At 70.7% G+C, this 25,461-nt stretch carries 25 protein-coding genes; 10 read left to right on the forward strand and 15 right to left on the reverse strand.

Going from position 1 to position 25,461, the window contains the following annotated elements; genetic code table 11:
* Positions 1-315 precede the first annotated feature (315 nt).
* Positions 316-1,287: an aldo/keto reductase gene (locus tag ACIBVP_RS18380; RefSeq protein ID WP_396107323.1), complete on the reverse strand. Its 972-nt coding sequence runs from the start codon at positions 1,285-1,287 to the stop codon at positions 316-318.
* A 72-nt stretch (positions 1,288-1,359) separates the two neighbouring features.
* Between ACIBVP_RS18380 and ACIBVP_RS18385 the strand changes: the two genes are divergently transcribed.
* Positions 1,360-2,229 carry a LysR family transcriptional regulator gene (locus ACIBVP_RS18385; RefSeq protein ID WP_396107324.1) on the forward strand — a complete coding sequence of 290 codons (870 nt, stop codon included), beginning with the start codon at positions 1,360-1,362 and terminating at the stop codon, positions 2,227-2,229.
* A gap of 20 nt (positions 2,230-2,249) precedes the next feature.
* On the opposite strand, the gene ACIBVP_RS18390 is transcribed toward ACIBVP_RS18385, so the two are convergent.
* Positions 2,250-2,801, reverse strand: coding sequence for a helix-turn-helix domain-containing protein (locus ACIBVP_RS18390; protein ID WP_396107325.1), 552 nt, complete (start codon positions 2,799-2,801; stop codon positions 2,250-2,252).
* A gap of 65 nt (positions 2,802-2,866) precedes the next feature.
* Between ACIBVP_RS18390 and ACIBVP_RS18395 the strand changes: the two genes are divergently transcribed.
* From ACIBVP_RS18395 to ACIBVP_RS18405, 3 genes are read left to right on the forward strand one after another with little or no spacing between them, the layout of a single operon-like run.
* Complete coding sequence (locus ACIBVP_RS18395) at positions 2,867-3,736, forward strand: NAD-dependent epimerase/dehydratase family protein (RefSeq protein WP_396107326.1); 870 nt, start codon at positions 2,867-2,869, stop codon at positions 3,734-3,736.
* Complete coding sequence (locus ACIBVP_RS18400; RefSeq protein WP_396107327.1) at positions 3,733-6,459, forward strand: glycoside hydrolase family 2 TIM barrel-domain containing protein; 2,727 nt, start codon at positions 3,733-3,735, stop codon at positions 6,457-6,459. Before ACIBVP_RS18395 ends, ACIBVP_RS18400 begins: the two co-directional genes overlap by 4 nt.
* 28 nt (positions 6,460-6,487) lie before the next feature.
* Entirely contained in the window at positions 6,488-6,898 is a 411-nt protein-coding gene (locus tag ACIBVP_RS18405; RefSeq protein WP_396107328.1) for a VOC family protein, read from the forward strand.
* Between the two features lie 3 nt (positions 6,899-6,901).
* On the opposite strand, the gene ACIBVP_RS18410 is transcribed toward ACIBVP_RS18405, so the two are convergent.
* From ACIBVP_RS18410 to ACIBVP_RS18420, 3 genes are all read right to left on the reverse strand, one after another.
* Positions 6,902-8,152 (reverse strand): enolase C-terminal domain-like protein, encoded by a 1,251-nt coding sequence (locus ACIBVP_RS18410; RefSeq protein ID WP_396107380.1) that lies wholly within the window; start codon positions 8,150-8,152, stop codon positions 6,902-6,904.
* A 74-nt stretch (positions 8,153-8,226) separates the two neighbouring features.
* Complete coding sequence (locus ACIBVP_RS18415; protein ID WP_396107329.1) at positions 8,227-9,495, reverse strand: lectin; 1,269 nt, start codon at positions 9,493-9,495, stop codon at positions 8,227-8,229.
* A gap of 119 nt (positions 9,496-9,614) precedes the next feature.
* The gene (locus ACIBVP_RS18420; protein WP_396107330.1) at positions 9,615-10,046 is read right to left on the reverse strand and encodes a winged helix-turn-helix transcriptional regulator; all 432 of its coding nucleotides are present in this window, start codon (positions 10,044-10,046) and stop codon (positions 9,615-9,617) included.
* A gap of 76 nt (positions 10,047-10,122) precedes the next feature.
* On the opposite strand from ACIBVP_RS18420, the gene ACIBVP_RS18425 reads away from it, so the two are divergent.
* Positions 10,123-11,292, forward strand: a complete 1,170-nt coding sequence (locus ACIBVP_RS18425; RefSeq protein ID WP_396107331.1) for a thiolase family protein — start codon at positions 10,123-10,125, stop codon at positions 11,290-11,292.
* Positions 11,293-11,476: 184 nt separating this feature from the next.
* On the opposite strand, the gene ACIBVP_RS18430 is transcribed toward ACIBVP_RS18425, so the two are convergent.
* The 4 genes from ACIBVP_RS18430 to ACIBVP_RS18445 all read right to left on the reverse strand — a co-directional run bounded on the left by ACIBVP_RS18430 (position 11,477) and on the right by ACIBVP_RS18445 (position 16,068).
* Positions 11,477-13,840 carry an alkaline phosphatase D family protein gene (locus tag ACIBVP_RS18430; RefSeq protein WP_396107332.1) on the reverse strand — a complete coding sequence of 788 codons (2,364 nt, stop codon included), beginning with the start codon at positions 13,838-13,840 and terminating at the stop codon, positions 11,477-11,479.
* Positions 13,841-13,919: 79 nt separating this feature from the next.
* Positions 13,920-14,402, reverse strand: a complete 483-nt coding sequence (locus ACIBVP_RS18435) for a general stress protein (protein ID WP_396107333.1) — start codon at positions 14,400-14,402, stop codon at positions 13,920-13,922.
* A 275-nt stretch (positions 14,403-14,677) separates the two neighbouring features.
* Positions 14,678-14,890 carry a ferredoxin gene (locus ACIBVP_RS18440; RefSeq protein WP_396107334.1) on the reverse strand — a complete coding sequence of 71 codons (213 nt, stop codon included), beginning with the start codon at positions 14,888-14,890 and terminating at the stop codon, positions 14,678-14,680.
* Between the two features lie 5 nt (positions 14,891-14,895).
* A complete protein-coding gene (locus ACIBVP_RS18445) occupies positions 14,896-16,068 on the reverse strand; it encodes a cytochrome P450 (RefSeq protein ID WP_396107335.1) in 1,173 nt (390 codons plus the stop codon).
* Positions 16,069-16,168: 100 nt separating this feature from the next.
* Between ACIBVP_RS18445 and ACIBVP_RS18450 the strand changes: the two genes are divergently transcribed.
* The 4 genes from ACIBVP_RS18450 to ACIBVP_RS18465 all read left to right on the forward strand — a co-directional run bounded on the left by ACIBVP_RS18450 (position 16,169) and on the right by ACIBVP_RS18465 (position 19,891).
* Positions 16,169-16,726 carry a TetR family transcriptional regulator gene (locus tag ACIBVP_RS18450; RefSeq protein WP_396107336.1) on the forward strand — a complete coding sequence of 186 codons (558 nt, stop codon included), beginning with the start codon at positions 16,169-16,171 and terminating at the stop codon, positions 16,724-16,726.
* Positions 16,727-16,773: 47 nt separating this feature from the next.
* A complete protein-coding gene (locus ACIBVP_RS18455; RefSeq protein WP_396107337.1) occupies positions 16,774-18,567 on the forward strand; it encodes a glycoside hydrolase family 2 protein in 1,794 nt (597 codons plus the stop codon).
* A gap of 107 nt (positions 18,568-18,674) precedes the next feature.
* Positions 18,675-18,962, forward strand: a complete 288-nt coding sequence (locus ACIBVP_RS18460) for a GNAT family N-acetyltransferase (RefSeq protein WP_396107338.1) — start codon at positions 18,675-18,677, stop codon at positions 18,960-18,962.
* Entirely contained in the window at positions 18,959-19,891 is a 933-nt protein-coding gene (locus ACIBVP_RS18465) for a pirin family protein (RefSeq protein WP_396107339.1), read from the forward strand. Before ACIBVP_RS18460 ends, ACIBVP_RS18465 begins: the two co-directional genes overlap by 4 nt.
* 7 nt (positions 19,892-19,898) lie before the next feature.
* Here ACIBVP_RS18465 and ACIBVP_RS18470 read toward each other — a convergent pair whose 3' ends face one another.
* The 6 genes from ACIBVP_RS18470 to ACIBVP_RS18495 are packed head-to-tail and all read right to left on the reverse strand — an operon-like array spanning position 19,899 to position 23,353.
* Complete coding sequence (locus ACIBVP_RS18470) at positions 19,899-20,312, reverse strand: hypothetical protein (protein ID WP_396107340.1); 414 nt, start codon at positions 20,310-20,312, stop codon at positions 19,899-19,901.
* Positions 20,305-20,685, reverse strand: coding sequence for a hypothetical protein (locus tag ACIBVP_RS18475; RefSeq protein WP_396107341.1), 381 nt, complete (start codon positions 20,683-20,685; stop codon positions 20,305-20,307). The genes ACIBVP_RS18470 and ACIBVP_RS18475 overlap by 8 nt, the downstream gene beginning before the upstream one ends.
* Positions 20,686-20,726: 41 nt before the next feature.
* Positions 20,727-21,482 carry a M56 family metallopeptidase gene (locus ACIBVP_RS18480; protein WP_396107342.1) on the reverse strand — a complete coding sequence of 252 codons (756 nt, stop codon included), beginning with the start codon at positions 21,480-21,482 and terminating at the stop codon, positions 20,727-20,729.
* Positions 21,479-21,847 carry a BlaI/MecI/CopY family transcriptional regulator gene (locus ACIBVP_RS18485; protein ID WP_396107343.1) on the reverse strand — a complete coding sequence of 123 codons (369 nt, stop codon included), beginning with the start codon at positions 21,845-21,847 and terminating at the stop codon, positions 21,479-21,481. The genes ACIBVP_RS18480 and ACIBVP_RS18485 overlap by 4 nt, the downstream gene beginning before the upstream one ends.
* Before the next feature lie 52 nt (positions 21,848-21,899).
* The gene (locus ACIBVP_RS18490) at positions 21,900-22,484 is read right to left on the reverse strand and encodes a DUF305 domain-containing protein (RefSeq protein WP_396107344.1); all 585 of its coding nucleotides are present in this window, start codon (positions 22,482-22,484) and stop codon (positions 21,900-21,902) included.
* Positions 22,457-23,353, reverse strand: a complete 897-nt coding sequence (locus tag ACIBVP_RS18495) for a DUF1996 domain-containing protein (protein WP_396107345.1) — start codon at positions 23,351-23,353, stop codon at positions 22,457-22,459. The genes ACIBVP_RS18490 and ACIBVP_RS18495 overlap by 28 nt, the downstream gene beginning before the upstream one ends.
* 285 nt (positions 23,354-23,638) lie before the next feature.
* Here ACIBVP_RS18495 and ACIBVP_RS18500 point away from each other — a divergent pair, with 285 nt between their 5' ends.
* Complete coding sequence (locus ACIBVP_RS18500) at positions 23,639-25,345, forward strand: discoidin domain-containing protein (protein WP_396107346.1); 1,707 nt, start codon at positions 23,639-23,641, stop codon at positions 25,343-25,345.
* The last annotated feature ends 116 nt before the right edge of the window (positions 25,346-25,461 follow it).

Genomic DNA, 25,461 nt, shown 5'->3' on the forward strand with positions numbered 1-25,461 from the left:
CCGCGCTCAAAACGAGCACAGTCGCCCAAGCGAGTGAGGTCGATCGCGACGGGAAATCATCGTCTTTTTCACTCTGTTCAGCGGTAACGCCGCACGATCTGTTCGCTGCGTAGTCTGTTGCTGGGCCGAACGAGCGGGGGGTGCAGCGAACGGGTCAGGGGCGGACATCACGGCTTCCCCGGGTGATGGCGCGGCCACCACCGCAATGGGCTAGTCCCGGCCGTCGCTGTCTCTACGGTGTGTTCACTCCGGACACGACGAACGGCACGGCCGACGGGACATCACCGTCGGCCGTGCCGCTTTCGTGTGGGTGTTCTATGCGTCGAGGAACATGAGTTGTTCGTTCGTGAGCTTGATGTCCAGGGCGGCGAGCGAGATGTCCAACTGGGCGGGCGTGCGCGGCCCGGTCAGCGTGATCGGGGTCGGGTCCGTCTGGTGCAGCAGCCACGCCAGAACGAGCTGGTTCGGTGTGACCCCGAGGTCACCCGCCAGTGTGGTCACCCGCGCGACGCGTGCCTCCGCGTCGGGTCCGGCGTAGTCGGTGTGCGCGGCCGCCTTCGCCGGGGTGTCGTAGATCCCCTTGAGGATCGGGGAGTACGCCACCAGTGACACCCGCGGATTGGCGCGCAGGTGGTCGAGCTGCTCGTCATCCACAATGGACAGGAAGTTGGCGCCGGGGACCGGGCGCAGGTATGAGTGCTGCTGTTGCAACGCGACCGGCGCAGGCCAGCCGTGCCGCTCGCACAACCCGAGGACGCGCTCCAGCCGCCAGGTCCGGATGTTCGACCAGCCGACGTGGCGGATCTTCCCCTCGGCGACGAACGCGGCGAGTGCCTCGAGGGTCTCCTCCAGCGGGGTGGCGAGGTCGTCGACGTGTACGTAGTAGAGGTCGACGTGGTCGGTGCCAAGCCTGCGGAGGCTCCCCTCGAGTGCGGCCCGCAGCGTGGTGGCGCCCGCGCCCGCGTAGGCCGGTCGCTCCGGTTTGCCGCGGTAGCGGTCCGGGTCGGACACCCACGCGCTGCCCTTCGTGGACAGGAACACCCGTTCCCGGTTGCCCCGGGCGGCGAGCCATCGGCCGAGCACGGTCTCGCTCTCGCCGCCGGTGTCGCCCGGCGCGGGCCACCACGCGTAGCAGTCGGCGGTGTCCACGAAGGACCCGCCGGCGTCGAGGTACCGGTCGAGCATGCCGAACGAGGTCTGTTCGTCGGTCCGGGTGCCCATCAGCATCGCGCCGAGCGAGAGCTTGCTGACCTGCTCACCGGTGCGGCCAAGTTCTGTCGTCTCCACGAACCCGACACTAAGGTCGAGGCAACGCATACGTCCAATGCAAATGCTGGACGTTTCTGATACGTGTATCGCATGGAGCTACGACAGGCCCGTGCGTTCGTGACGATCGTCGACGAGGGCCACGTCGGCCGGGCGGCCGAGCGGTTGCACGTCACGCAGCCGACACTGTCCCGGCAGGTGGCCGCGCTGGAGCGGGCGGTGGGGGTGCCGCTGTTCGATCGGAGCAGGCGGTCACTGGCACTGACGCACGCGGGCGAGGTGTTCGCGGCGGGCGCGCGGGACCTCGTGCGTCGCGCGGACGGCGTCGTGGCGGCCACCCGCCGCGCCCACCGCGGCGAACTGGGGGTGCTGCGGATCGGGTTCGTGCAGTCGGCGACGTTCGAGGCGTTGCCCGGTCTGCTGGGCCCGTTCCGAGCGGCGTGGCCGTCGGTGCGCATCGAGGTGACGGCCATGACGACGCTGCGGCAGTCGGCCGCGTTGGCTGACGACGCCCTCGACGTCGGTTTGCTGCGCCCGCCGGTGTCCGCGCCGGACATGGAGACGCGGACGTTGTCGCACGATCCGCTGCTGGTGGCGCTGCCGGGCGGCCACCGGCTGGCGTCCCGCCGCCGGGTGTCGCTGGCGGACCTGGCGGACGAACCGTTCGTGCTCTACGGCCGCGAGTCGGGCCCCGCCGTGCACGACCGCATCGTCGGCTTCTGCCGGGACGCCGGGTTCACGCCTCGGATCGTGCAGGAGGCCGTCGACGTGCAGACGATCGTTGCGCTGGTGGCGGCCAACGTCGGGGTGTCGCTGTTGATCGCGCCGACACCGCGCACGGACGAGTCGGCGGTCGTCTACCGGCCGTTGGCGGAGGACCTGCCGACGTGGGAGATGGCGCTGGTGTGGTCCCGTGACAACCGGTCACCGGTGCTGACCCGGCTGCTGGAGACCGTGCTGTAGGCGGCCTCGGCACGTCCGCGTCACTCCGGTTCCTTCGGGTACACCGCGATCGCGAGGTTGAACTGGTCGCCGTCCGCGCCGCCGTACTTGGTGAAGAGGTTCCGCAGCGTGGTCCGCAGTTCGTCGAAGAACTCCGCGCGGTGCGCGGCGGGCAGCGCGATGCGGCCGGACACCCCGAGCGTGGGCAGCTCCGGACGGGTCCGGTCGATCGTCGCCAGGTCCTGCTGCACGTCCTCGACCAGCTCGATCAGGTAGCCGAGGCTCAGCTCGTCGCGCACCCGGCGGCCGCCGATCGTGCCGATCAGGCGGGGGGACAGCCAGTACGACCGGGCCGTCGCCTGGTAGATGCCCTCGACGATGCCGCGCACCCGGCGCTCCGACACCTGGGTCACCAGGCCCGCGTCGACCAGTCGCTTCACGTGGTAGTACACCCGCTGCGGGGTCTGGTCGAGCTTCGCGCCGACCTCCGTGCACGAGCTCGGGTCGGCCAGGTGGCGCAGGACCTCGACGCGCTGGGGCTTGAGCAGCGCCTCCGCCTGCTCGAAGCCCTCGACGTACAACAAGTCTTTCATAGTGCCTACGAGTGTTTACATAAAAGAAGTGTTTGTCAATAGTCGCGAATCTATGCTTGCCCTCGATGAGTCACGTACCGAGCCGGGTCCTGGTCACCGGGGCGGCCGGCCGGCTCGGCAGCGCGGTGCTGCGCGTTCTCGCGGCACACGGCGCTTCCGTCGTCGGTCTCGACCGCCACGACCCGGGCACCGTTGAAACGTTCTTCACCGGCAGTGCCAGTGACGTCGACCTGGTCGCCAAGGCCATGTCCGGTGTCGACGCCGTCATCCACCTCGCCGCGCTGCCCTCGCCGGAGCACGGCACGCCGGAGGAGGTCTTCGTCGGCAACGCCGCCGCCACGTTCGTCGTGCTCGACCAGGCGGCGCGGGCCGGGGTCACGAGGTCCGTGATCGCGAGCAGCCTGTCGATCACCGGCCTGCCGTTCGCGCCCCGCCCCGCCGCACCGGACTACGTGCCGATCGACGAGGCGATGCCCCTGCAGGCCGCCGACCCGTACGCGCTGTCCAAACAGGCCGACGAGGCCACCGCCGCCATGGTCGCCCGCCGCGACGGGATGTCCGTCGTCGCGCTGCGGTTCCCGAAGCTCGGCAGCCCGGAGTTCCTCGCCGACTACGCGCGGGAGTACCGCGACGAGCCCGGCGCCGGCGCGCACGAGCTGTGGAGCTACCTCGACCTGCGCGACGCCGCCACCGCGTGCCGGCTCGGGCTGGCGGCCGAGGTCACCGGCGCGCACCCGCTCTACCTCGCCGCGCCCGAGACGCTGTCGCCGTACCCGACCGAGGACCTCCTCGCGCGCTACCTGCCGAACGTGCCGCGCCGGAGAGCGCTCTCCGGGCGCACGGTCCCGATCGACACGTCCGCCGCGACCGAGTTGCTCGGCTTCACCCCGGAGCACCTGTACGACATCACGCCCGCCGAGTTGGGAGCGCCGTGACCTACTACGACGACTTCGTTCCGCACCGGGGAATCCGCTCGCCCCGCGCGTACCTGCACACCGACGCGCCACGGCTCGCGCTCGACGGTGACTGGCGGTTCCGGCTCTCGCCGGTCGCGGACATCCCGGAGGACTTCGCGGCGCCGGACTTCGACGACAGCGACTGGAGAGCGCTCTCCGTGCCGTGTCACTGGCCGCTGCGCGGGTACGGGAACCCCTGGTACACCAACGTGGTCTACCCGTTCCCGGTCGACCCGCCGCACCCGCCGGAGGAGAACCCGACCGGTGACCACCGCGTCGCGTTCGACCCGCCGGAGGGTTGGGCCGGGCGGCCGGTCGTGCTGCGGTTCGAGGGCGTCGAGTCGTGCGCGAAGGTGTGGCTCAACGGTGCGGAGCTGGGCTTCTTCACCGGCTCGCGGCTGCCCGCCGAGTTCGACGTGACCCTGCGGCCGGGCCGCAACGTGCTGGCCGTGCGCGTGCACCAGTGGTCGGCCGCGAGCTACCTCGAGGACCAGGACCAGTGGTGGCTGCCGGGCATCTTCCGTTCCGTGACCCTGGAGCGACGGGCTGACCTGGACGACGTGTTCGTGCACGCGTCCTACGGGGACGGTCACGGCACGTTGCGCGTCGAGGCGTCCGTTCCCGCCACGGTGTCGGTACCGGAGCTGGGAATCGAGGTGCCGGCGGGCGAGGAGGTCACGGTCCCGGTCGAGCCGTGGAGTGCCGAACGGCCGCGGCTCTACGACGCGACCGTGTCGTCCGGCGACGAGACCGTGCGGCTGCGCGTCGGGTTCCGCACGGTGTCCATCGTGGACGGTGTGCTGCTGGTGAACGGCGCACCGCTGCACCTGCGTGGCGTGAACCGGCACGAGTTCCACCCCGACCACGGGCGGGCCGTGCCCTACGAGACCATGCGCGAGGACGTGCTGCTCATGAAGCGGCACAACATCAACGCCGTACGCAGCAGCCACTACCCGCCGCACCCCGCGTTCCTCGACCTGTGCGACGAGCTGGGTCTGTGGGTGATCGACGAGTGCGACCTGGAGACGCACGGCTTCCTGTTCACCGGCTGGGAGCGCAACCCGTCGGACGTGCCGCGGTGGCGGGATTCCTATCTGGACCGCATGCGCCGCACGGTCGAACGCGACAAGAACCACCCGAGCATCGTGCTGTGGTCGTTGGGCAACGAGAGCCACACCGGCGCGAACCTGGCCGCGATGGCCGACTGGGTGCGGGAACGCGACCCGTCCCGCCCGGTGCACTACGAGGGCGACGCCGACTGCGCCTACGTGGACGTGTACAGCCGCATGTACGCCACACACACCGAGGTCGATCAGATCGGGCAGGAGCCGGGCATCCCGTTCCTGCAGTGCGAGTACGCGCACGCGATGGGCAACGGCCCGGGCGGCCTCGCCGAGTACGTCGCGTTGTTCGACCGGTACCCGCGGATCGCGGGCGGGTTCGTGTGGGAGTGGATCGACCACGGCCTGCGCCACCCCGTGCACGAGTACGCGTACGGCGGCGACTACGGCGAACCGCTGCACGACGGCAACTTCGTGATCGACGGCCTGCTGTTCCCGGACCGCACGCCGTCACCGGGCCTGCTGGACGTCAAGAAGGTCTACGAGCCGGTCCGGATCTCGTTCGCGGACGGCCGGGTCACGGTCGAGGAGCTGCGGCCGACCCCGCCGCTGCGGTTCGAGTGGACCGCGGGCGACCGGTCGGGTGAGCTGGACCTGTCGACGGGGTCGGCGCGGTTGCCCGAGCTGCCCGAGTTCGCCGAGGAGACGTGGCTGACCGTCCGTGCGGTGCTGGCGGCGGACGCACCGTGGGCGGACGCCGGGCACGAGGTCGCGTGGGGGCAGCACCAGGTGACGGCACCGTCCACGCGGGTACGGCCGGGCATCGACCGTCCACAGCAGACGGAGGACGGCTTCGTCCTGGGCCCGGCGGAGTTCGACCGCACCGGCCGCCTGCGCGCGTTCGGCGGGCTCCCGGTCGGTGCGCCGCACCTGGCGCTGTGGCGGGCCCCGACCGACAACGACCGCGGCGAGCACGCGCGCACCGACGAGACGTGGCGCGCGCTCGGCCTGCACCGGCTCACGCACCGGCTGGACGGCGTCGAGGCGGGCGAGACGCTGGTGGTGCGGGAACGAACCGCACCCGCCGCACTGGCCCGCGGCGCGCACGTCACCTACGAGTGGGCGTCGGCGGCCGAGGGCCTGGCCCTGACCGTCTCGGTCGAACCGGACGGCGAATGGCCGGAACCCATCGGAAAGCTCGGCATCACGCTGCCGCTGCCCGCCACTGTCGAGAACGTGACGTGGTTCGGCCGGGGCCCCGGCGAGGCGTACGCCGACACCGGCCACGCGACCCGCACCGGCCGCTGGGAATCCACAGTGGACGAGCTGCAGACCCCGTACGTCCGGCCGCAGGAGAACGGCAGGCGCGCCGAGGTCCGCTGGGCCGACCTGACCGACGCGCACGGCCGCGGCCTGCGCGTCACCGGTGACTTCGCGTTCACCGCCCGCCGCTGGACCGACGCCGACCTGGTCGCCGCCACGCACCGCAACGAACTCACCGCCGGTGACCGTGTGTGGTTGACGATCGACATCGGACAGCAGGGCATCGGCACCGCGTCGTGTGGTCCCGGCACGTTGCCCGCCTACGAGCTCACGCTGCGGAAGACGACGTTCACGGTCGTGTTCACACCGTTGTCGTGACCCTGTTGATCTGCGAAGATGAGCGGCTATGGCATCGAGACTGAACCCGTACATCAGCTTCGACGGCAACGCGAAGCAGGCCATGGAGTTCTACGAGCAGGTGTTCGGCGGCACGCTCACGCTGAACACGTACGGTGACATCGACCACTCCGGACAGGCACCGAATCCGGACGCGATCATGCACGGCATGCTCGAGACCAAGAGCGGTTACACGATCATGGCGGCCGACAACGCGCCGGGCCAGCCGTTCAACCCGGGCGACAACATCACGGTGTGCCTGAGCGGCGACGACGCCGACGAACTGCACGGGTACTGGGACAAGCTCGCCGACGGCGGCACGGTCTCCGTCCCGCTGGAGAAGCAGATGTGGGGCGACGAGTTCGGCATGTGCGTCGACCGCTTCGGCGTCGGGTGGATGGTCAACATCTCCGTGTCGTGAGCGTCAGGGCGACTCGAGTCCGCCGTCCGGGCGGCGGACTCGGGCTGCCCAGCGTTCGTGCAGGCCCGTCTCCGGCGGGTACCGCGCGGCCAGCCTCTCGTCGAGGTCCACTCCCCAGCCCGGCGCGTCCGACGGGTACAGGTAGCCGTCGACCGCGACCGGCGTGCCGGGGAAGACCTCCCGCACGGTGTCGGCGTACACGTGGCCCTCCTGGATGCCGAACGCCGACGTGGTCACGTCCAGCGCGACGTTCGCCGCCACCCCGACCGGTGACACGTCACCGGGGCCGTGCCACGCGGTCCGCACCCCGTTCACCTCGCACAACGCCACCAGCTTCCGGCACGCCGACACCCCGCCGACCGTGGAAACGTGGACCCGCAACAGGTCCACGGCGTGCGACTGCACGAGCCGGGCGGCGTCGGTGAGCGACGACAGCTGCTCGCCGACCGCGATCGGCACCGGCGACCCCTCCCGGACCGACGGCAACCGGTCGTAGTGCTCCGGCGCGACCACGTCCTCCAGGAAGAACAACCGGTACGGCTCCAGTGCCCTGGCCAGCACCACCGCCTGCTTCGGGGTGAGCCGCGAGTGCACGTCGTGCAGCAGTTCCACCTCGTCGCCGAGTACCGCGCGGGCCCGTTCGAACAGCCGGGGCGTCGCCACGAGGTAGCGGTTGACGTCCCATCCGTCGGGGTACGGCGCCGACGGGTAACCGCCGGGGGTTCCCGGCGCGCCGTAGGTGCCGAGCCCCGGTCCGCCGACCTGCAGCCGCACGTGCCGCAGGCCGGTGGCGAGCAGCCGTTGCGCGTCGTCGAGGGCGTCCTCGACGGTGGCGCCCGACGCGTGCAGGTAGGTGTCGGCGGCGGCACGGACGCGGCCGCCGAACAACTCGTACACCGGCATCCCGGCCCGCTTGCCCGCGATGTCCCACAACGCCTGGTCCACACCGGACAGTGCGTTGTTCAGCACGGGCCCGCCGCGCCAGTACGACGACAGGTGCACGAGCCGGTTGATGTCCTCGATGTCCGCGGGATGACGGCCGATCAACAGCGGCGCGACGTGCCGGTCGACGGTGGCCGCGACCGCGTGGAACCGCTGGGTGAAGGTGGCGCAGCCGAGCCCGTACAGGCCCGGGTCGGACGTCTCCACGCGCACCACGACCAGCGGGATGCCTTCCGGCGCGGTGACGATCGCCCGCACCGCCGTGATCGACAGCTTGTCCCGTCCCGACCACGGCGCCTGCGTCTCCTCCATCACGACCGTGAGCTTACGGCCGGTGGGGACGTCGCCATTGCCGGAGCGACGTCCCCGCCGGGTCTGCGAGACGGTCAGCCGACCGTCCACTTCTGGTTCGCGCCACCGGTGCAGGTCCAGATCTGCAGACGGGTGCCGTTCGCCGAGCTGTTGCCCGTCGCGTCGAGACACTTGTCGGCCGCGATGTTCACGATGTCGTTCGCGCCCGAGATGGCCCAGCGTTGCGCGCCGGTGCCGTTGCAGTCCCACAGCTGGACCTTCGCACCGTCCGCTGTGGACCCGGACGTGACGTCCAGGCACTTGCCCAGCGCGCGGATGGAACCGTCGGAGTTCACCGACCACTGCTGCGCGGCAGTGCCGTTGCAGTCGTAGAGCTGCACCGGGGTGCCGTTCGCCGTGTTCGCACCCGCCACGTCGACGCACTTGCCGCCGATGCCGCGGATCTGCCCGCCCGTGCCGCCACCGGGCACGTCGTTGGTGACGCGCACGTAGTCGATGGTCAGCGTGTTGGGGAACGGCGTGCTGGCGTTCGGGTCACCCGGCCAGTAGCCGCCGACCGCCAGGTTCAGGATCAGGAAGAACGGCTTGTTGAACACCCACTGGCGGCCGCCGAGGTCCGCGGGCGTGCGGGTCTGGTAGGTGTTGCCGTCGACCTTCCACACGATCCGGTCCGGCGACCACTCCACGCGGAAGGTGTGGAAGCCGTCCGCGAACGGGCTGCCGATCGAGTACCCGGCGCCGATGCCGCCGGAGCCGGAGTAGCCGGGGCCGTGGATCGTGCCGTGCACGGTGTTGGGCTCGAAACCGACGTTCTCCATGATGTCGATCTCGCCGCTCTGCGGCCAGCCGACGTTGCCGATGTCGGTGCCGAGCATCCAGAACGCGGGCCACATGCCCTGGCCGCGCGACATCTTGATGCGGGCCTCGAACGTGCCGTACGTCTGGGAGAACTTGCCCGCCGTGTTGAGCCGGGCCGAGGTGTACTCGCACCGCCCGTACCAGCACTGGTAGTTGCCGGGGTTCTCCCGTCTCGCCGTGATGACCAGGTTGCCCTGGCCGTCGTGGGCGGCGTTGCTGGTGCTGTTCGTGTACCACTGCCGCTCGTGGTTGTTGACGTTGTCGCCGGTCTCCATGGTCCATTTGGAGGTGTTCACCGGCGTGCCGGCCGGTGCGTTGAACTCGTCGGCGAACGTCGTCGCGGCGATGCCGACGTCTGCCACCGGGATTACCTGCTGGTCGGTCGCCGTCGGACTCGCCACGGCTGCCAGCGTGGAGAGGCCGAGTGCGGCCGCGGTCGCCAGGACCGTGCCGAAACGGGGTCGTCGAGAGGGTCGCGTGGACATCAGTGTCACCGCCGACGGTCGTATTTGTTTGTTGGTCCAGACAACAAATCGTGCCATGGTCCAGACCACGCCGACAAGAGGTCGGACCACTTTTCTGCAACCGGTTCCGGGCAGGTCAGTCAGTGGACCCGGCCGACCCGGACGGCCTGGAGGTTGGTCTCGTCGGCGTGGGTGCCACAGGACGAGCAGACCATCTCGGGGTGGAACTCGGCGCCGCACTCGTGGCGCCAGGCCGTCGGGGGCTCGCCCTCGGTGGCGTAGTTGTTGCCCCACTCCATCAGTGCCATCAGCACCGGGCGCAGGGCGCGGCCGGACTCGGTGAGGACGTACTCGTGGCGCGGCGGCCGGTCGGTGTACCGCACGCGCCGCAGGACGCCGGCCGCCACGAGGGTCTTCAGGCGCGCGGCGAGGATGTCGCGGCTCGCGCCCGTGTTGCGGGCGAACTGGTCGAAGCGGCGCACCCCGAGCGTGGCCTCGCGGAGTACCAGGAGGCTCCAGCGTTCGCCGACGACAGCCAGCGCGTTGGCGATGGAGCAGTCACGACCTGTCACGTGCGTCACGATACTCCGTCTGGAATTCCAACTCACTTGGTGAGAGAGTTGGGTAATCCAACCGAGGAGGTCAGTCATGCGAGACGCGGTCATCGTCGATGCGGTCCGGACGCCCATCGGCAAGGGGAAGCCGGGTGGCGCGCTCCATGGACAGCACCCGGTCGCGCTGCTCGCGCACACGATCCGTGCGCTGGTCGACCGCACCGGCGTCGACCCCGCCACGATCGATGACGTCATCGGCGGTGCCGTCGACCAGGTCGGTGAGCAGGCCATGAACACCACGCGGTGGGCGGCGCTGTCGGCCGGGCTGCCCGAGTCGGTGCCCGCGACGACCGTCGACCGGCAGTGCGGCAGCAGCCAGCAGGCCGCGCACTTCGCCGCACAGGGTGTGCTCGCGGGTGCGTACGACGTGGTCATCGCGTGTGGGGTCGAGTCGATGAGCCGCGTGCCGATGTGGTCGAACGTCCCCGCCGGCGCCGACCCGTTCGGTCCGGGCATCGCCGAGCGCTACCCGGACGGCCTGGTGCCGCAGGGCATCAGCGCCGAGCTGATCGCCGCGAAGTGGGGCATCAGCCGCGCGGCCATGGACGAGTTCTCGGCGGCCTCCCACCGGAAGGCGGCGGCCGCGCACGCCGACGGCCGGTTCGAGCGCGCCATCGTCCCGGTCGCCGGCGTGACGATGGACGAGTCGATCCGCCCGAGCACGACGGTCGAGGTCCTGGCCGGGCTCCGGCCCGCGTTCGAGGACGAGGGCATGGCAGCCCGCTTCCCGCAGATCGACTGGTCGGTGACGGCGGGCAACTCGAGCCCCATCAACGACGGCGCGTCGGCGGTGCTGATCACGTCCAGCGAGACGGCCGCACGCCTCGGTCTCACGCCGAAGGCGCGGCTGCACAGTTTCGCGGTGACCGGTGCGGATCCGCTGCTCATGCTGACCGCGATCATCCCGGCGACGGAACGCGTGCTGCGGCGGGCCGGGTTGACGCTCGCGGACATCGACCTGTTCGAGGTCAACGAGGCGTTCGCCAGTGTGGTGCTCGCGTGGCAGCAGGAGACGGGCGCGGACTTGGGCAGGGTCAACGTGAACGGCGGCGCCATCGCGCTGGGTCACCCGCTGGGGGCGAGCGGCACCCGGCTCATGGGCACACTGGTCGACGCCATGACCGACCGCGGCGCCCGCTACGGCCTCCAGACGATGTGCGAGGCAGGCGGCCAGGCGAACGCGACCATCCTGGAACGCCTCTGACGTCTTGTGCGCCCCGGCGGCCTCCGGCCCCCGGACACCACACTACCGCCGACCACCGACACGGAACGCCCGCGACGTGGACCACTGTGGACAACCAACCCACCTGTGGACAACCACCGTCGCGTGGCGCGGGATTTGTCGGTGCCATGCCGTAGCGTGGTTCGAGGGGGCCGGAGGCCACCGGTCACAGCGTGTCCAGCGCCGCCCACGGTGACGTCGTCGTCGTGGGCAGTGCCGCGATCCGGCGCGTCAGCGTCCAGCTGCCGCCCGTCGCGATGGTCACCTCGTGCTGGGACTGGATCCAGTTGCCGTTGCCGTACGCCGTGAAGCCGCTGTTCGCGTAGACCAGCGCGTACGTCTGCGCGTCCGTGCCCGTCATGCCGATCCACCTACCCGTCGTCAGGTACGCGGCCGGGCTGCCGTACGGGGTCGCGATCGTGCCGTGCCCCGCCACGCCGCTGCGCTGCCCGGGCCCGTCGTAGTCGATCGCGTCGCCGAGCCACCAGGTGCCGGTCGCGCCCGGGTTGGTGAACACGCTCGTCGCGGTGATCCACGGTTCGCCCGCCGCGACCTCGTACGTCGTCACCACGTCCACACCGCCGCCTGCCGCCCGCACCCGGACCGTCGTGCCGTCGACCTCCACTGTGGACGCCACGACCAGACCTCGTTGCCACGCCTCGGTTCCGGTCGGCCTGACGGCCGACACGTACGGCAGGTGCATCCAGTCCAGCTGGTCCAGCTTGCCGACGGCGGCGAGGTCCACCGGCTTGCCCCGCGTCGCGCCGGGCAGCTGCGGGTCCGCGAACCCGTTCGCCACGGCCATCGCGACGAGTTCGTTGCCCAGTACGACGTCCGTCACGCCCGCCTCCGCGTACGGGCCCGGCACCCGGCGGCCCGTGCCCGCGTACGGGGCCGTCACCCGGGTGAGCACGACGTCCTGCTGCTGACCCGCCGTGACCGGCCTGCGCACCGACTCGTACCCGGTCGCGTGCACCTCGAGGGTGTACGTCCCCGCCGGGACGAACGCGAGGTAGCGGCCGTTCGCGTCCGTCCACACGCGCACCGAACCGACGACCACCTCCGCGTTCGCGAGCGGACCGTCCGCTGTGGACACTCGCCCCGAGATGCCGTCGCCGCCCTCGACCTGCCGTGCGCCCGCGACACCGTCCCGCACCTCGAACACCGCGAGCGTCTTGACCTCCTGCCCGACGACGACCCGCAGCGTCGACTGCCACCTGTCGCGTGTCAGGTCGCACATCACGTACCCGCGGTAGCTGCCGTTGTACAGCTTGACGTGCGGGTTGGCGGGCAGTCCCTGCCGCACGGCAGCGTCCCAGCCGATCCCCGACGAGATCGACGTGCCCACGAACTCCGACGCGATCACCGGCGACGCCGGGTCGTCGAAGTCGGCGAGGATGTCGTTGACCCAGTGGGAGTGCCAGTCCCCGGCCAGCACGACCGGGTTGCGCGGCCGGTAGCGGACGATCGTGTCGAGGATCCGTTGCCGTGCCGCGGGATAGCCGTCCCACTGGTCGAGGTTGTAGGAGCGGCCGGGCCCGAGGTCGTAGTCGAACCGGGCGAGGATCGTCTGCTGGGCGAGCACGTTCCACCGCGCCCGCGACCGGCGAAGTCCGGCCAGCAGCCAGGTTTCCTGCTCCGGCCCGGTCATCGTGCGGTCCGGGTCGGACACGTCGTCGCACGGCGGCTTGTTCATGCCGTCGCCGCAGGCCTGCGCGTCGCGATACTGACGCGTGTCAAGTACGGCGAACTCGGCCAGCCTGCCCCACCGGAAGCGCCGGTACACCGGCCACTCGTCGCCGACCGGCGCGGTGCGCATCGGCATGTGTTCGTAGTAGGCCTGGAAACCGTTGGCGCGCCGCTCGGCGAACGGGCGGCCGTCAGGACTGGTCTTGTGGTCGGCGGCCCAGTTGTTGAGGACCTCGTGGTCGTCCCAGACGGAGATGAACGGGAAGCGGGCGTGGGCGTCACGGAGGTCGGGGGAGGACTTGTAGAGCGCGTGGAGACGGCGGAACTCGGCGAGCGACCCGTTGGCGGTCTCGTAGACGTAGTCGCCGAGGTGGACGACGAAGTCGAGGTCCTGGCGCGCCATGTCGCGGTACGCGGGGTACGGTCCGCCCGCCCAGGCCTGGCAGGACGCGAACGCGAACCGCAGGTGGCGGGCGTCTGCGCCGGGCGCGGGGAGGGTGCGGGTCCTGCCGACGCGGCTGGTCACCCCGTCGACGCTGAACCGGTAGTGGTACCAACGATCCGGCGCCAGCTCCCGGGCGATGACGTGGACCGCGCCCGACGAGGCGACGGCCTCGCCGTGCCGCACGACGCGCCGGAACTCCTCGTCGTGGGCCACTTCCCACCGCACGGTCGCGGCACCGGTCACGTGCGTCCACAGCACGACGCTGTCGTGCAGTGGGTCACCGGACGCCACCCCGAGGGGGAAGGGGTCGGGATCAGCGGTGGCCGCCACCGAGGTGATCGTGGCGGCCGTCACGCCGGAGAGGACGAGAAAGCGTCGCCGGTCCAGGAGATTCATACGCACCGCCTCGCTCGGGATGTCCCGAGCGAAGCAGCGGGTCGTGACCGGTCAGCGCACGGCGCGTGAACGCCGGTTGTCAGCTCTGTGGAATGCTCAACAGAAGCGTGCGGCCGAGTTCCGCGTTGCGGGGCTTGGCGAGCACGTCGTAGCGGCGGGCCACCAGCTGGCTCTGCGAGACGAAGTCACGCTGGCCACGGGTGGCGCCGTACCGGACCGCGGCGGAGGCCAACCCGAACACGACACCGGACACCATGCCGATCAGGATGGGCGCGAGGCCGCCGGTGGTCGAGAACAGGCTCAGCAGCAGGCCGACGAACAGGCCGAGCCAGGCGCCGGACGCCGCTCCCGCGGACAGGACCCGGCCCCAGGTCAGCCGCCCGGAGACCCGCTCGACGAGCATCGGCTCCACGCCGACGATCGTGACGTCCTGCACGGGGAACTCGTTGTCGGCGAGGTAGTCGACCGCCCGCTGCGCTTCCTTGTAGGTCTCGTACGAGCCGATCGGCCATCCTTCCGGCATCGTCGGCAGGCTGGTGGTCGGTGCGAACGCTGCCGTCATCGGTGTCACCTCCAGTGGGTGTGTGTCTCACTGGGGTCAACGCCGGATGTGAGAGTTCTGTGCCCTGTCGGCCGGAGTTCACAGGGGGTTCTCAGCTTGTTCGGCGGGCGGCCGCCGGCCCCCGGTTTCCAGCCTACGGCGTGGGGGCGACAGTTCCGGGTCGTGAGCGGCGTCGCTGTGGACAACCGGACGTGCTGTGGACAACCCGGTGTTCGCCGCCCGACGACGTCGGTCCCACCCGCTACGCTGGATACCGGGGCCGGCGGCCGCGCCCGCTACGGCCGAGGCCCGATCTCCACCCCGTTCTCCCGCACCGTGATCGCCTGCGCCGGGCACTGGTCGGCCGCGTCCAGGGCAACCTCGTCCGGCTCGATGTCCGGCCGCACTGGGTTGGCGAAGTCGTCCAGCTCGAACAGCTCCGGAGCCAGCGCCGCACACATCCCCGACCCCAGGCACACCGCCCGGTCGACGCCCACCTGCCACGTCACCGCGATCACCACCCCACCGGCATCGTCACCGGGCCGCGTACCAGCATCTCCGTCTTCCACGTGATGTCCCCGGCCACGTGCAGACCCGGCAGCTCCTCCAGCAGCACCCGCAGCGCCTCCTGTAGTTCCATCCGGGCGAGCGCCGCACCCAGGCAGTGGTGCACGCCATGACCGAACCCCAGATGCGCCGCCGGTGGCCGGTCGATCCGCAGCTCGTCGGCGTCGTCGAAGCGGAGGGCGTCGCGGTTCGCGGCCCCGACGGCCACCACCACCGGCTCGCCCTCGCGCACCAGCACGTCGCCGACCCGCACGTCCTCCGTCGCGTAACGCGGGAAGCCCGCTCCGGCGCCCAGCGGCACGAACCGCATCAGTTCCTCCACCGCGCCCGGGACGAGCGACGGATCGGAACGCAGCCGGTCGAGGGCGGCCGGGTGGTCGAGCAGGGTGACGACGAAGTTCGGGATCTGGCTCGCCGTCGTCTCGTGGCCCGCGACCAGGATGCCCACGCACAGGTCGACCAGTTCCAGCTCCGAGAGCCGATCCTCCTTGTCGCGCGCCTCGATCAGCGCCGTCATCAGGTCGTCGGCCGGTTCCGCGCGGTGCGTCGTGATCAGGCCGCGCATGTAGTCGCGCAACTCCTCGCGGCTCGCCAGGAACTCCTCGGCGGTCAGCCGGCTCGTGGACAGCACGTTGTCGCTCCACGCGCGGAACTTCGGGCGGTCCGCCACCGGCACGCCGAGCAGCTCGCAGATCACCGCCACCGGCAGTGGCAGCGCGAACCCGTCGACGAGGTCCGCGGGCGGGCCCGCCGCCTTCATGTCCGCGACCAGGCCCTCCGCGATCGAGCGGGCGCGGGGCCGCAGCTCCTCCACCCGCCGCACCGTGAACGCCTTCGCCACGAGCGTGCGCAGGCGGGTGTGCTCCGGCGGGTCCATCGACAGGATGCCGCCCGTCAGCTTCGCCTCCTGCATCCTCGGTTCGTCGCGGTCGGCGGCCATCGCGCGGCTGAAGCGCTTGTCGCCCAGTACCAGTCGCGCGTCCGCGTACCGCGTCGCCAGCCACGCCGGCTCGCCGTGCGGCAGCCGCACGCGCAACATCCCCTCTGCCTTCTGTGCCTCCCGGTACGCCTCGTGCAGGGCCAGGCTGCCGGTCTCGTTGAACGGGTAGGCGACGGTCATCTCACATCTCCCCACGTTGTAAGCACCTGCTTACAAGCTACGCAGCGTGTCAAGGCGGTTACGGGGCACAACGGCTACTGTGTCCGCTTTGGAGGTTCCGGTGAGCGAAGAGACACGGCGGCGGGACTCGGCTGCCACCCGTCAGGTACTGCGGGACGCGGCCATCGAGCTGTTCGCCGAACGTGGCTACGACCGGACGACCGTGCGCGACATCGCCGCCCGCGCGGGTGTCAACCAGGCCTTGCTGTTCCGGTACTTCGGGACCAAGGAGGCGCTGTTCGAGGACGCCACCGCCGGGCACCGTCGCGAGGAGACGGACGCGCCGAAGCTCGTCGCCGAGATGCTCGGCAACCTGCTCGACCCGTCGTCGTCCGCGCGGCGGGACCAGGTGCTGACCGCGCTGCTCCGCACGCTGGGCACCGACGACGAGGCCGCCGCCATCCGCGAGAGGCTGAACGCCGGCTACGCGGAAACCCTTGCCACGCTGACGGATCAGCCCCATGCGGCCCTGCGCGCCGACCTCGTTCTCGCGTGGTTGTTCGGCATCAGCCTCATGCGCGGCGTCGCGGCCACCCAGCCCCTGGCGGGCGCCGACCCGGCCGTCGTGCGTGACCTCGTGCTGCCCGCCGTCCGCGTGTTGCTCGAGAAGTCGTCGTAGCACGCGTGGGCCGCGACTCCGCCGCCGTCACCGGTAGCGTGTCGGGCATGCACCCCAGGCCACAGCTGACCCGAACGGAATGGCAGGACCTGTGCGGCGAGTGGGAGTTCGCCCACGACGACAAGAACGCCGGTGTACAAGAGAAGTGGTGGCGGGGCGACCACGCGTTCGAGAAGCGGATCACCGTGCCGTTCCCGCCGGAGTCGGCGGCGAGCGGTGTGCACGACCCGGCACCGCACCCGGTCGTCTGGTACCGGCGGACGTTCGACGCGCCCACCGGCGACCGGGTGCTGCTGCACTTCGGCGCCGTCGACTACCGGGCCAGGGTGTGGGTCAACGGCACGGAGGTGTGCTCGCACGTCGGCGGGAACGCACCGTTCCACGTGGACATCACGCACGCGCTCGTACCTGACGGTCGTCAGGTCGTGGTCGTGCGGGCCGAGGACAGCGTCGACGACATGACGCAGCCACGCGGCAAGCAGTACTGGGAGCCGGAACCGGCCGCGATCTGGTATCACCGGACCACCGGCATCTGGCAGCCGGTGTGGCTGGAGGCCGTGCCGTCGGCGCACGTCGCCGGCGTGGAGTGGGTCCCCTCGTTCGCGTCGCGGTCGGTGCGGGTGCGGGTCAGCACGGTCGACGCGGCGGGGTTGTCCGTCCGGGTGCGGCTGTCGCTCGGAGAGCGCGTTCTCGCCGATGACCGGTACCTGGTGGACGGCAGCGACGTCGAGCGCACGATCGCACTGCCGCACGGCGACTTCCGCTGGAGCCCGGCCTCTCCGACGTTGATCGACGCGACCGTGTCGCTGCTGCGGGACGGTGAGGTGGTCGACGAGGTCGGCAGCTACTTCGGCCTGCGGGACGCGGAGGTGCGCGACGGCCGGTTCGTGCTCAACGGCGAACGGCTGTTCCTGCGGCTGGTGCTGGCGCAGGGCTACTGGCCCGAGTCGCACCTGGCCGCGCCGTCGGAGAGCGCTCTCCGACGCGAGGTGGAGCTGATCAAGGAGCTCGGCTTCAACGGGGTCCGCGTGCACCAGAAGGTCGAGGACCCGCGGTTCCTGTACTGGTGCGACCGGCTCGGGCTCGTCGTGTGGGGCGAGATGGCGAACGCGTACGACTACTCCGCCGACGGCGTCGCCCGCTTCACCGCCGAGTGGCTGGCGGTGGTGCGCCGCGACATCAGCCACCCGTCGGTCGTCACCTGGGTGCCGGTGAACGAGAGCTGGGGCACGCCCGCGCTGGCGTCCGACGCGAGGCAGCGGCATTTCCTCGAGTCGCTCTACCACCTGACGCACGCCGTCGACGGCACCCGGCCGGTGATCTCCAACGACGGCTGGGAACACGCGACGAGCGACATCTGGACCGTGCACGACTACAGCCCGTCGGCGGACGGGCTCGCGTCCCGGTACGGGACACCCGAGGCCGTGGAGAGCGCTTTCCGCCGTGACTGGCCCGGCCCCCGCCGGACCATGCTGGGCGACCCGGTGCGCGGTGATCAGCCGCTGATGGTCACGGAGTTCGGCGGGCTGAGCTACACGCCGGACGCGGGGGACCGCTGGTTCGGCTACCGCACGGTCGAGGACGCCGACGCCCTTCTCGCCGCCTACGAACGCCTGGTGACAGCGCTGGTTGACAGTCGTCAGGTAGCCGGTTACTGCTACACGCAGCTGACGGACACCGAGCAGGAGGTGAACGGCCTGCTCACCGAGGCCCGCGAGCACAAGGTGGACCCGGCCGAGATCCGGCGCGTCAACTCGCTGCCCGCCGCGAGCGTGCCGACGGAGGAACTGCACCGGCTGATCGAGGCCGCGCACCGCCGGTCGCGCGGCGAAGCCGAGTAGCGCGCGGTCACCGGCGACGCGTCCGTTCGTGCACGACGAGCCGGAATCAGGGGCGCGGCGCGCTGGTTGACCGTAGGGTCGGTAGTGGACCAACGGAAGGGCGAGCGATGGCGGACACCAAGGTCGTGCACAACCGGGAGCAGCTGCGGTACGAGGTGTACTCGGACGACAGGCTCGCCGGTTTCACGCAGTACTACCGGACCGGCGACCGGGTCGTCTTCACGCACACGGAGATCGACAAGGCGTTCGGCGGGCAGGGCCTGGGCAAGGTCCTGGCCGCGGAGGCACTCGACGACGTCGTCGCGAACGGCAAGGTCATCGTGCCGATGTGCGAGTTCATCGCCGGGTACGTCAAGAAGACGGACAAGTACGACGGGCACGTCCAAGCGCCGTGAGCAACCTGGAGACCAGCCCGGACGTGACGCTGTGCCACACCGAGGCCGACGACCACGCGGTTGCGGAACTGTTCACGCCGAGAGCCGTGCCACTGGGCGGTTTGCGTGCGATGCAGGTGGACCGCGTGATGCCGCAGCGCGGCCTGCCGACGGTGGGCGCGTGGTGCTTCCTGGACTCGTTCGGTCCACATGAGGCGGCGATGCGCGTCCTGCCCCACCCGCACATCGGGCTGCAGACGGTGACGTGGCCGCTCGCGGGCGAGATCCACCACCGCGACAGCCTCGGGTCCGACGTCATGGTCCGCCCGGGTCAGCTGAACCTGATGACCGCCGGTCGCGGCGTGTCGCACTCGGAGTTGTCGGTGTCGCCGGGACCGTTGCACGGCCTGCAGTTGTGGGTCGCGCTGCCCGCCGAGCGCGCGACGATGGAGCCGGACTTCGAACAACACGTGTCGCTGCCGGTGTACGCGGCCCCGGGCGTGACGGCGACCGTCCTGATGGGTTCGCTCGCCGACGTGACGTCGCCCGCCACGGCCCACACTCCGATCGTGGGCGCCGAGCTGACGGTCACGGGCGCGGCGGTGCTCCCGGTGCGCCCGGACCACGAGCACGCGGTGCTGGCCATCGATCCGGTGCGGGTTGCCGGCCGTGAGGTACCGCCCCGGCACCTGCTGTACCTGGGCACGGGCCGCGCGGAGGTGCGGCTCGACGGCCAGGGCCGCGCGCTGCTGCTGGGCGGCGAGCCGTTCCCGGACGAGCTGGTGATGTGGTGGAACTTCGTGGGCCGCGGCCACGACGAGATAGCCGCCGCCCGTGCGGCCTGGGAGGCGGCGGACCCCCGGTTCGGCGAGGTGGCGGGCCACGACGGTGCGCGGATCCCGGCGCCGGATCTGCCGGGCGTGCGCCTGACCCCGCGCAGACGCCGCTGATGCCCTTTCAGGGCAGTGAGCTTCGCGGGCGGGTCGCGCGGAGCCACCACAGGCCGAGCAGCGGCAGGATCGCGGGCACGTACCCGTAGCCCTGCCCGTAGTCCGACCACACGGTCGCGTCAGGAAAGAGGTCCGGCACCGCCAGGGAGAGGGTGCCCACGACGAGCACGCCGACCAGCTCGACGAGGATCGAGACGGTGGCGATCCGGCGCGAGGTTCGGTTGCCGCGGGCGAGGCACACCGTCGCGACGATGTACACCGCCGCGGCGAAAGCTGACAGCAGGTAGGCGAGCGGGGCCTGCGAGAAGCGCGTCCCCAGCTGCACGGCCGACCGGGCGGTCGCAGCCAGCGCGAAGATCGCGTACACCGCGATCAGCAACCGGCCGGGGCCGGAGCGGGTGCGTGCGGCGATGTCAGACATTGGCGTCCCACACCTGTCCGAGCCGCAGGACCAGGATCGGCACCGTCAGGCAGCCGACCACCATCACCGCGGGGCCCCACCGCGTCCGTTCCAACAGCGCCCAGAAACCGGCGAGGGGCAGCACCAGCAACGCCGTGATCAGATAGCCGAGGTACGCGAGCGTGTCCACCTGACGGTCGTCAGTCGACAGTCGCACGATGCCGGCGACCAGCTGCACCAGCAGCCCGACCTCCACCAGCACCACCAGGCCGTACAGCCACAGCCCGTGCCACTCCCGCAGCTGGATCGGCTTGCCGGCCACGACCAGCACGGCCGCCCACACCGCGGCCGCCAGTGACAGGTACGTCAGCACCGCCGCGAGGATCTCGAACACCGCGCTCCCATCAGAACTCGACTACTACGAATCGTAGGAAGTCACCACACCAGGAAACTCAGCGGGGTCGACACCAACGTCAGCCCGACGAGGACCACCAGCCAGCACACCACCGCGGGCAACGGCTCCTGCTGCAACCGCTGCAGCCGCGCCACCACCGCCGCGTCCGCCATGCCCAGCGCGCCCGGCGGTGTGACGGCCGTGAACCTGTGCAGCGCGGTAGCGAGCGAACCGGGCGCCGCGCTCTGGTCGGCACGCATCTCCACCAGCAACGCGACCGCGTCCGCCGCGAACCGGCACAGCGGCCGGAACACCAGGAACGGCAGCAGCACCAGGTCGTGCCGTTCGCGGGCATGGGTCTGCTCGTGCGCCAGCACCGCCGCCACCTCGTCACCGCGCAGTGTCGCCAGCGCCCCGGAGCTGAGCACGACGTGCGGCCGCCACCCGGGCACGCAGTACGCGACGGTCAGCGGGTGGTCCAGCACCAGCACCCCCGGGAGAGCGCTGTCCGAGCGCGCGACCAGCGTCAGGACCTCCCGGTGCCGTCGCCGCGCCCGCAGCGTCGCCGCCCACCGCCACGCCACCGCGGTGAGCAACGCGACCGGGAGAGCGCTCCCCAGCCACGGCGACACCTGGAACGCGATGCCGCCGACACACAGCACGACCGTCAGCGCCACCATCTGCCACAGGAGGATCCCGGTCCTCGGCGACCGCCACACCCAGCGCGCGTCCGCCAGTGGTCGCACCGCCATCAGGCAGACGGCCAGCGTCACCACGAGGTGGACCGACGTGGTCACTCCCGCTCGTCCTGCCGTGCCCGCGCGAGTGCCTGGCTCAGCACCTCGGCCTCCGTGCCGCTGACCGACCTGGCGAAGCGGGTGAGCGCCGCGTCCCGGTCCCCGGTCAGGGAGAGCGCGTCCAGCATCAGTTGCGCGACGTAGCCCTCGCGGGTGTTCTCCGGCTCGTACCGCCAGGCCCGGCCGTCGCGCTGTCGCCGGACGAATCCCTTCTTGGTCAACCGATCCAGCACGGTCATCACGGTCGTGTACGCGAGCTCCCGCTCGGAGAGCGCTCCCGCGACGTCGCGCACGGCGGCCGGAGTGCCGCGGTCCCACAGGACCTCCATCACGGCACGCTCGAGCTCGCCGAGGCTGCTGACCATGGGCCGATCGTAGGCCGCGGGCCCGCGAGCCGCGCGAGCCCCCGGAACGCACTCAGCCGAGCGCGTCCAGGGTTCGGAGAGCGCTCTCCCGCTCGCGCACCATCTCCTCCGCGACCGCCTTCGTCGCCTCGTGCGCCACCGACGACGCCCCCGACTTCGCCACCGTGGCCGACTCCGTCAGGTGCGCCCTGATCAGCTTCGTGAGCTGGGCGTCGAAGTCCGGGGCCGAGGAGAGCGCTCTCAGCTCCGCCTCCGTCGGCATGCCCGGCATGTCATGACCAGCGTGGTTGTCGACGTACCGGGCGCCGGCGCCGTCGAGGATCCCGCGCAGGCGCGTCGCTTCCGCCCTGCGCACCGACGCCAGCTCGCCGGCGAACCTCCGCAGCCGCGCCGACTCCGCCCTGGCCGCGCCCATGTCCAGCAGCTTCACGGCCTGGTCGTCGGTCGAGACGACCAGTTCCGCGAAGGCCAGGGCGGTCGCGTCGAGAGCGCTCTCCAAGCCACTGCTCGACGCGACCGCCTGGGTACCGGCCTGCGGTGCAGGGTTCCGCGCCGGTGCCGCGTCCTGCCGGCCGCACGCCGTGAGGAGCGCGGCCAGCAGGAACAGGATCAGAGCGGGTGACCGTCGTGGCCGCACTTGATCACCGGGTTGATGCAGTCCCGCACGCGCCGCTCCATCTCCGCCGCGGGCCACACGTTGAAGAAGTCGCCGTGGAACGTTCTCCCGTCGCCGGAGGACAGCCGCAGCCCCGACGGGTCGCCGTTCACCGGGTACCGCAGCACCATCCGCAGCTTCGGCACGGGCACCGGGTGCGACGACGGGCAGTTGCCCGCCACCGGGTACGCCATGTGGGACTTGTGGTCCGACGAGTCCAGCGTGGTGCCGTTCCAGCACTGCGGGAAGTCCAGGTAGGTCTCCAGTTGCGTGCCGGACGGGCAGTTCACGAAGTTCTTCGACGGGGCGACGTGCCCGGCGTGCAGACACGACCAGCGGGCGATCGAGTCGGCGTCGCCGGTGGCCTTGGAGTTGCCCGCGACGATCTTCAACCCGACCGGTGTCGGGCGGATCGACGCCGGGTCGTTCACGCCCTCGCCCAGGTAGTAGAAGGTGATGCCGGTCGGCACCACCGGCTGGTCGTTCTTGTAGAGGGTCGGCACCCAGTACGACGAGATGTCCACGGCCGGGTCGCAGTTGCCGGTGGCGCCGGCCAGTTGCTGGTGGGTCGTGGTGTTCGCGTTGGTCGCGTGGTTGCCGAAGAAGTCGTGAGAATGGGACGCACCGGGCAGGTTGGGCAGCACGATGGGGTCGTCCGGCAGCCGGTGGCTCAGTCGGCAGTCGGCCGGGAACTCCGCGACTCGGATGACGGCCTGCGCTTTCTCCGGGTTGCCGCTGACGCCGCCGCTCACGACGACACCGGCCGCCGCGACGGCCGCGAGGCCGAGCGTGAGCCATCTGACTCGTGGAGCTCGCGGAGCGAGCATCAGAAACAGTCGTCTCTTCGCCATTGAAGACAAACTCCCTCGACGTTTCCTGCAGGGGGACGAGAGAGCGCTCTCACAGATGAGGATGACCTGGGTCACACGCGCCGGTCAACGGTTTTGTTCTGCGCAGAAACAAATGACCCCGTTCGGCCTAGCGGCAGCACCCCAACGGCCGTCAGCCTTGACAGGTTTCGTCCGGATCGCCACTCTCTGTCCTTGGGAGAGCGCTCTCACGCCTCCAGTCCCTCCCTGTTCCACGCCGACGGTTCGCGACCGGACGCGCCCCCGTCGCGTGCAAAAGGAGCACGCATGAGATCTCGTCGGTTCTTCTCGTTGGGGGTGGTCGCGGCACTCGCGGTCACCCTGCTCCACGTCTCGTCTCCCGCGACGGCGGCGGGCGTCCTCATCTCCCAGGGCAAACCGGTCACGGCGTCGTCGACCGAGAACGCGGCGGCGTTCCCGGCGACCGCCGCGGTCGACGGCGACACAGGCACCCGTTGGTCGAGCCAGTTCAGCGACCCGCAGTGGCTACAGGTCGACCTCGGCGGGACCTACGCCGTCGACGAGGTCCGGCTCAACTGGGAGGCCGCGTACGCGCGCGGCTTCTCGGTGCAGATCTCCGCGAACGCCAACTCATGGTCCACTGTGTACACGACGACCACGGGATCCGGTGGTGTGCAAGCACTTCCGGTCACCGGCACCGGCCGCTACGTCCGGCTCAACCTCACCACCCGTGCCACCCAGTGGGGCTACTCGCTGTGGGAGTTCCAGGTGTTCGGCACGCAGAGCGGCGGTCCGGTCGAGAACGGCCTGCTGTCGTACGGCAAACCCGCGACGGCGTCGACCTTCCAGGACGACGGCGCGTGCTCGGGGTGCGTGCCCGGCCGCGCGACCGACTTCGACCCGGCCACCCGCTGGGCGACCAGCTCGACCAACGGCTGGGTCGACCCGGGCTGGATCACGATCGACCTCGGCGCGCCCGCTACGGTCACGAAGGTTGTCCTGCAATGGGATCCGGCGTACGCGACCGCCTACCAGATCCAGGTCTCGAACGACAACGCGTCGTGGACGACGATCCACCAGACCAACGCGGGCCGCGGTTTCAAGGAGACGCTGACCGTGAACGGCACCGGCCGGTACGTCCGGATGTACGGCACCGCGCGGTCGAACGGCTACGGCTACTCGCTGTGGGAGTTCCAGGTGTACGGCACGGGCGGCGACCCGACGCCACCACCGCCCGCCCCGCCCGCACCGGACTTCACGCGGCTCGCGTGGAGCGACGAGTTCAACGGCGCCACGGGGTCCACACCGGACCCTGCCAAGTGGACACCGGAGATCGGCCCGGGCGTCAACAACGAACTGCAGTACTACACGAACAACGACAACGCGCGCATGGACGGCGCGGGCAACCTGGTGATCCAGGCGCGGCGTGAGGTGACGCCCGGTTCGTCGTGCCCGCCCGACCCGTTGTCCGGTGGCAGCACCACGTGCCAGTACACGTCGGGGCGGCTCAACACGTCCGGGAAGTTCGACTTCACGTACGGGCGCGTGGAGGCGCGCATCCGCGTGTCGAGCGGACAGGGGCTGTGGCCGGCGTTCTGGATGCTGGGCAGCAACTTCTTCCAGGGGCGGCCGTGGCCCGCGTGCGGTGAGATCGACATTCTCGAGCACGTCGGCAAGGAACCGAACAACGTGTACTCGACGCTGCACGCGCCCGCGTACTTCGGTGCCGGTGGGTACGGTTCGCCGCTGAACCTCGGTACCGCGGCCAACGCGGCGTTCCACGTGTTCGCCGTCGAGTGGGGTCCGACGCGGATGCGGTTCTTCGTGGACGGCAACAACTTCTTCACCGTCGACAAGGACACGTTGGAGACGACCCGCGGGCCGTGGGTCTACGACCACCCGTTCTTCCTCATCCTGAACAACGCGGTGGGCGGTGACTGGCCCGGGCCGCCGAACGCGAGCACGCAGTTCCCGCAGAACATGCTGATCGACTACGTGCGCGTGTACCGATGACCACCCCGGGGCCGTCCGCTTCCCGGCCGGCGGCCCCGGGCGCCGGGCCAGGTGTGAGTTGTCCACAGGTGGTCCGGTTGTCCACAGGCAAGATCGAAAACCGGGGTTGTGTCGGT

Origin of the sequence: Actinophytocola sp. NPDC049390, assembly GCF_044466355.1 — a bacterium.
Classification (GTDB): domain Bacteria; phylum Actinomycetota; class Actinomycetes; order Mycobacteriales; family Pseudonocardiaceae; genus Actinophytocola.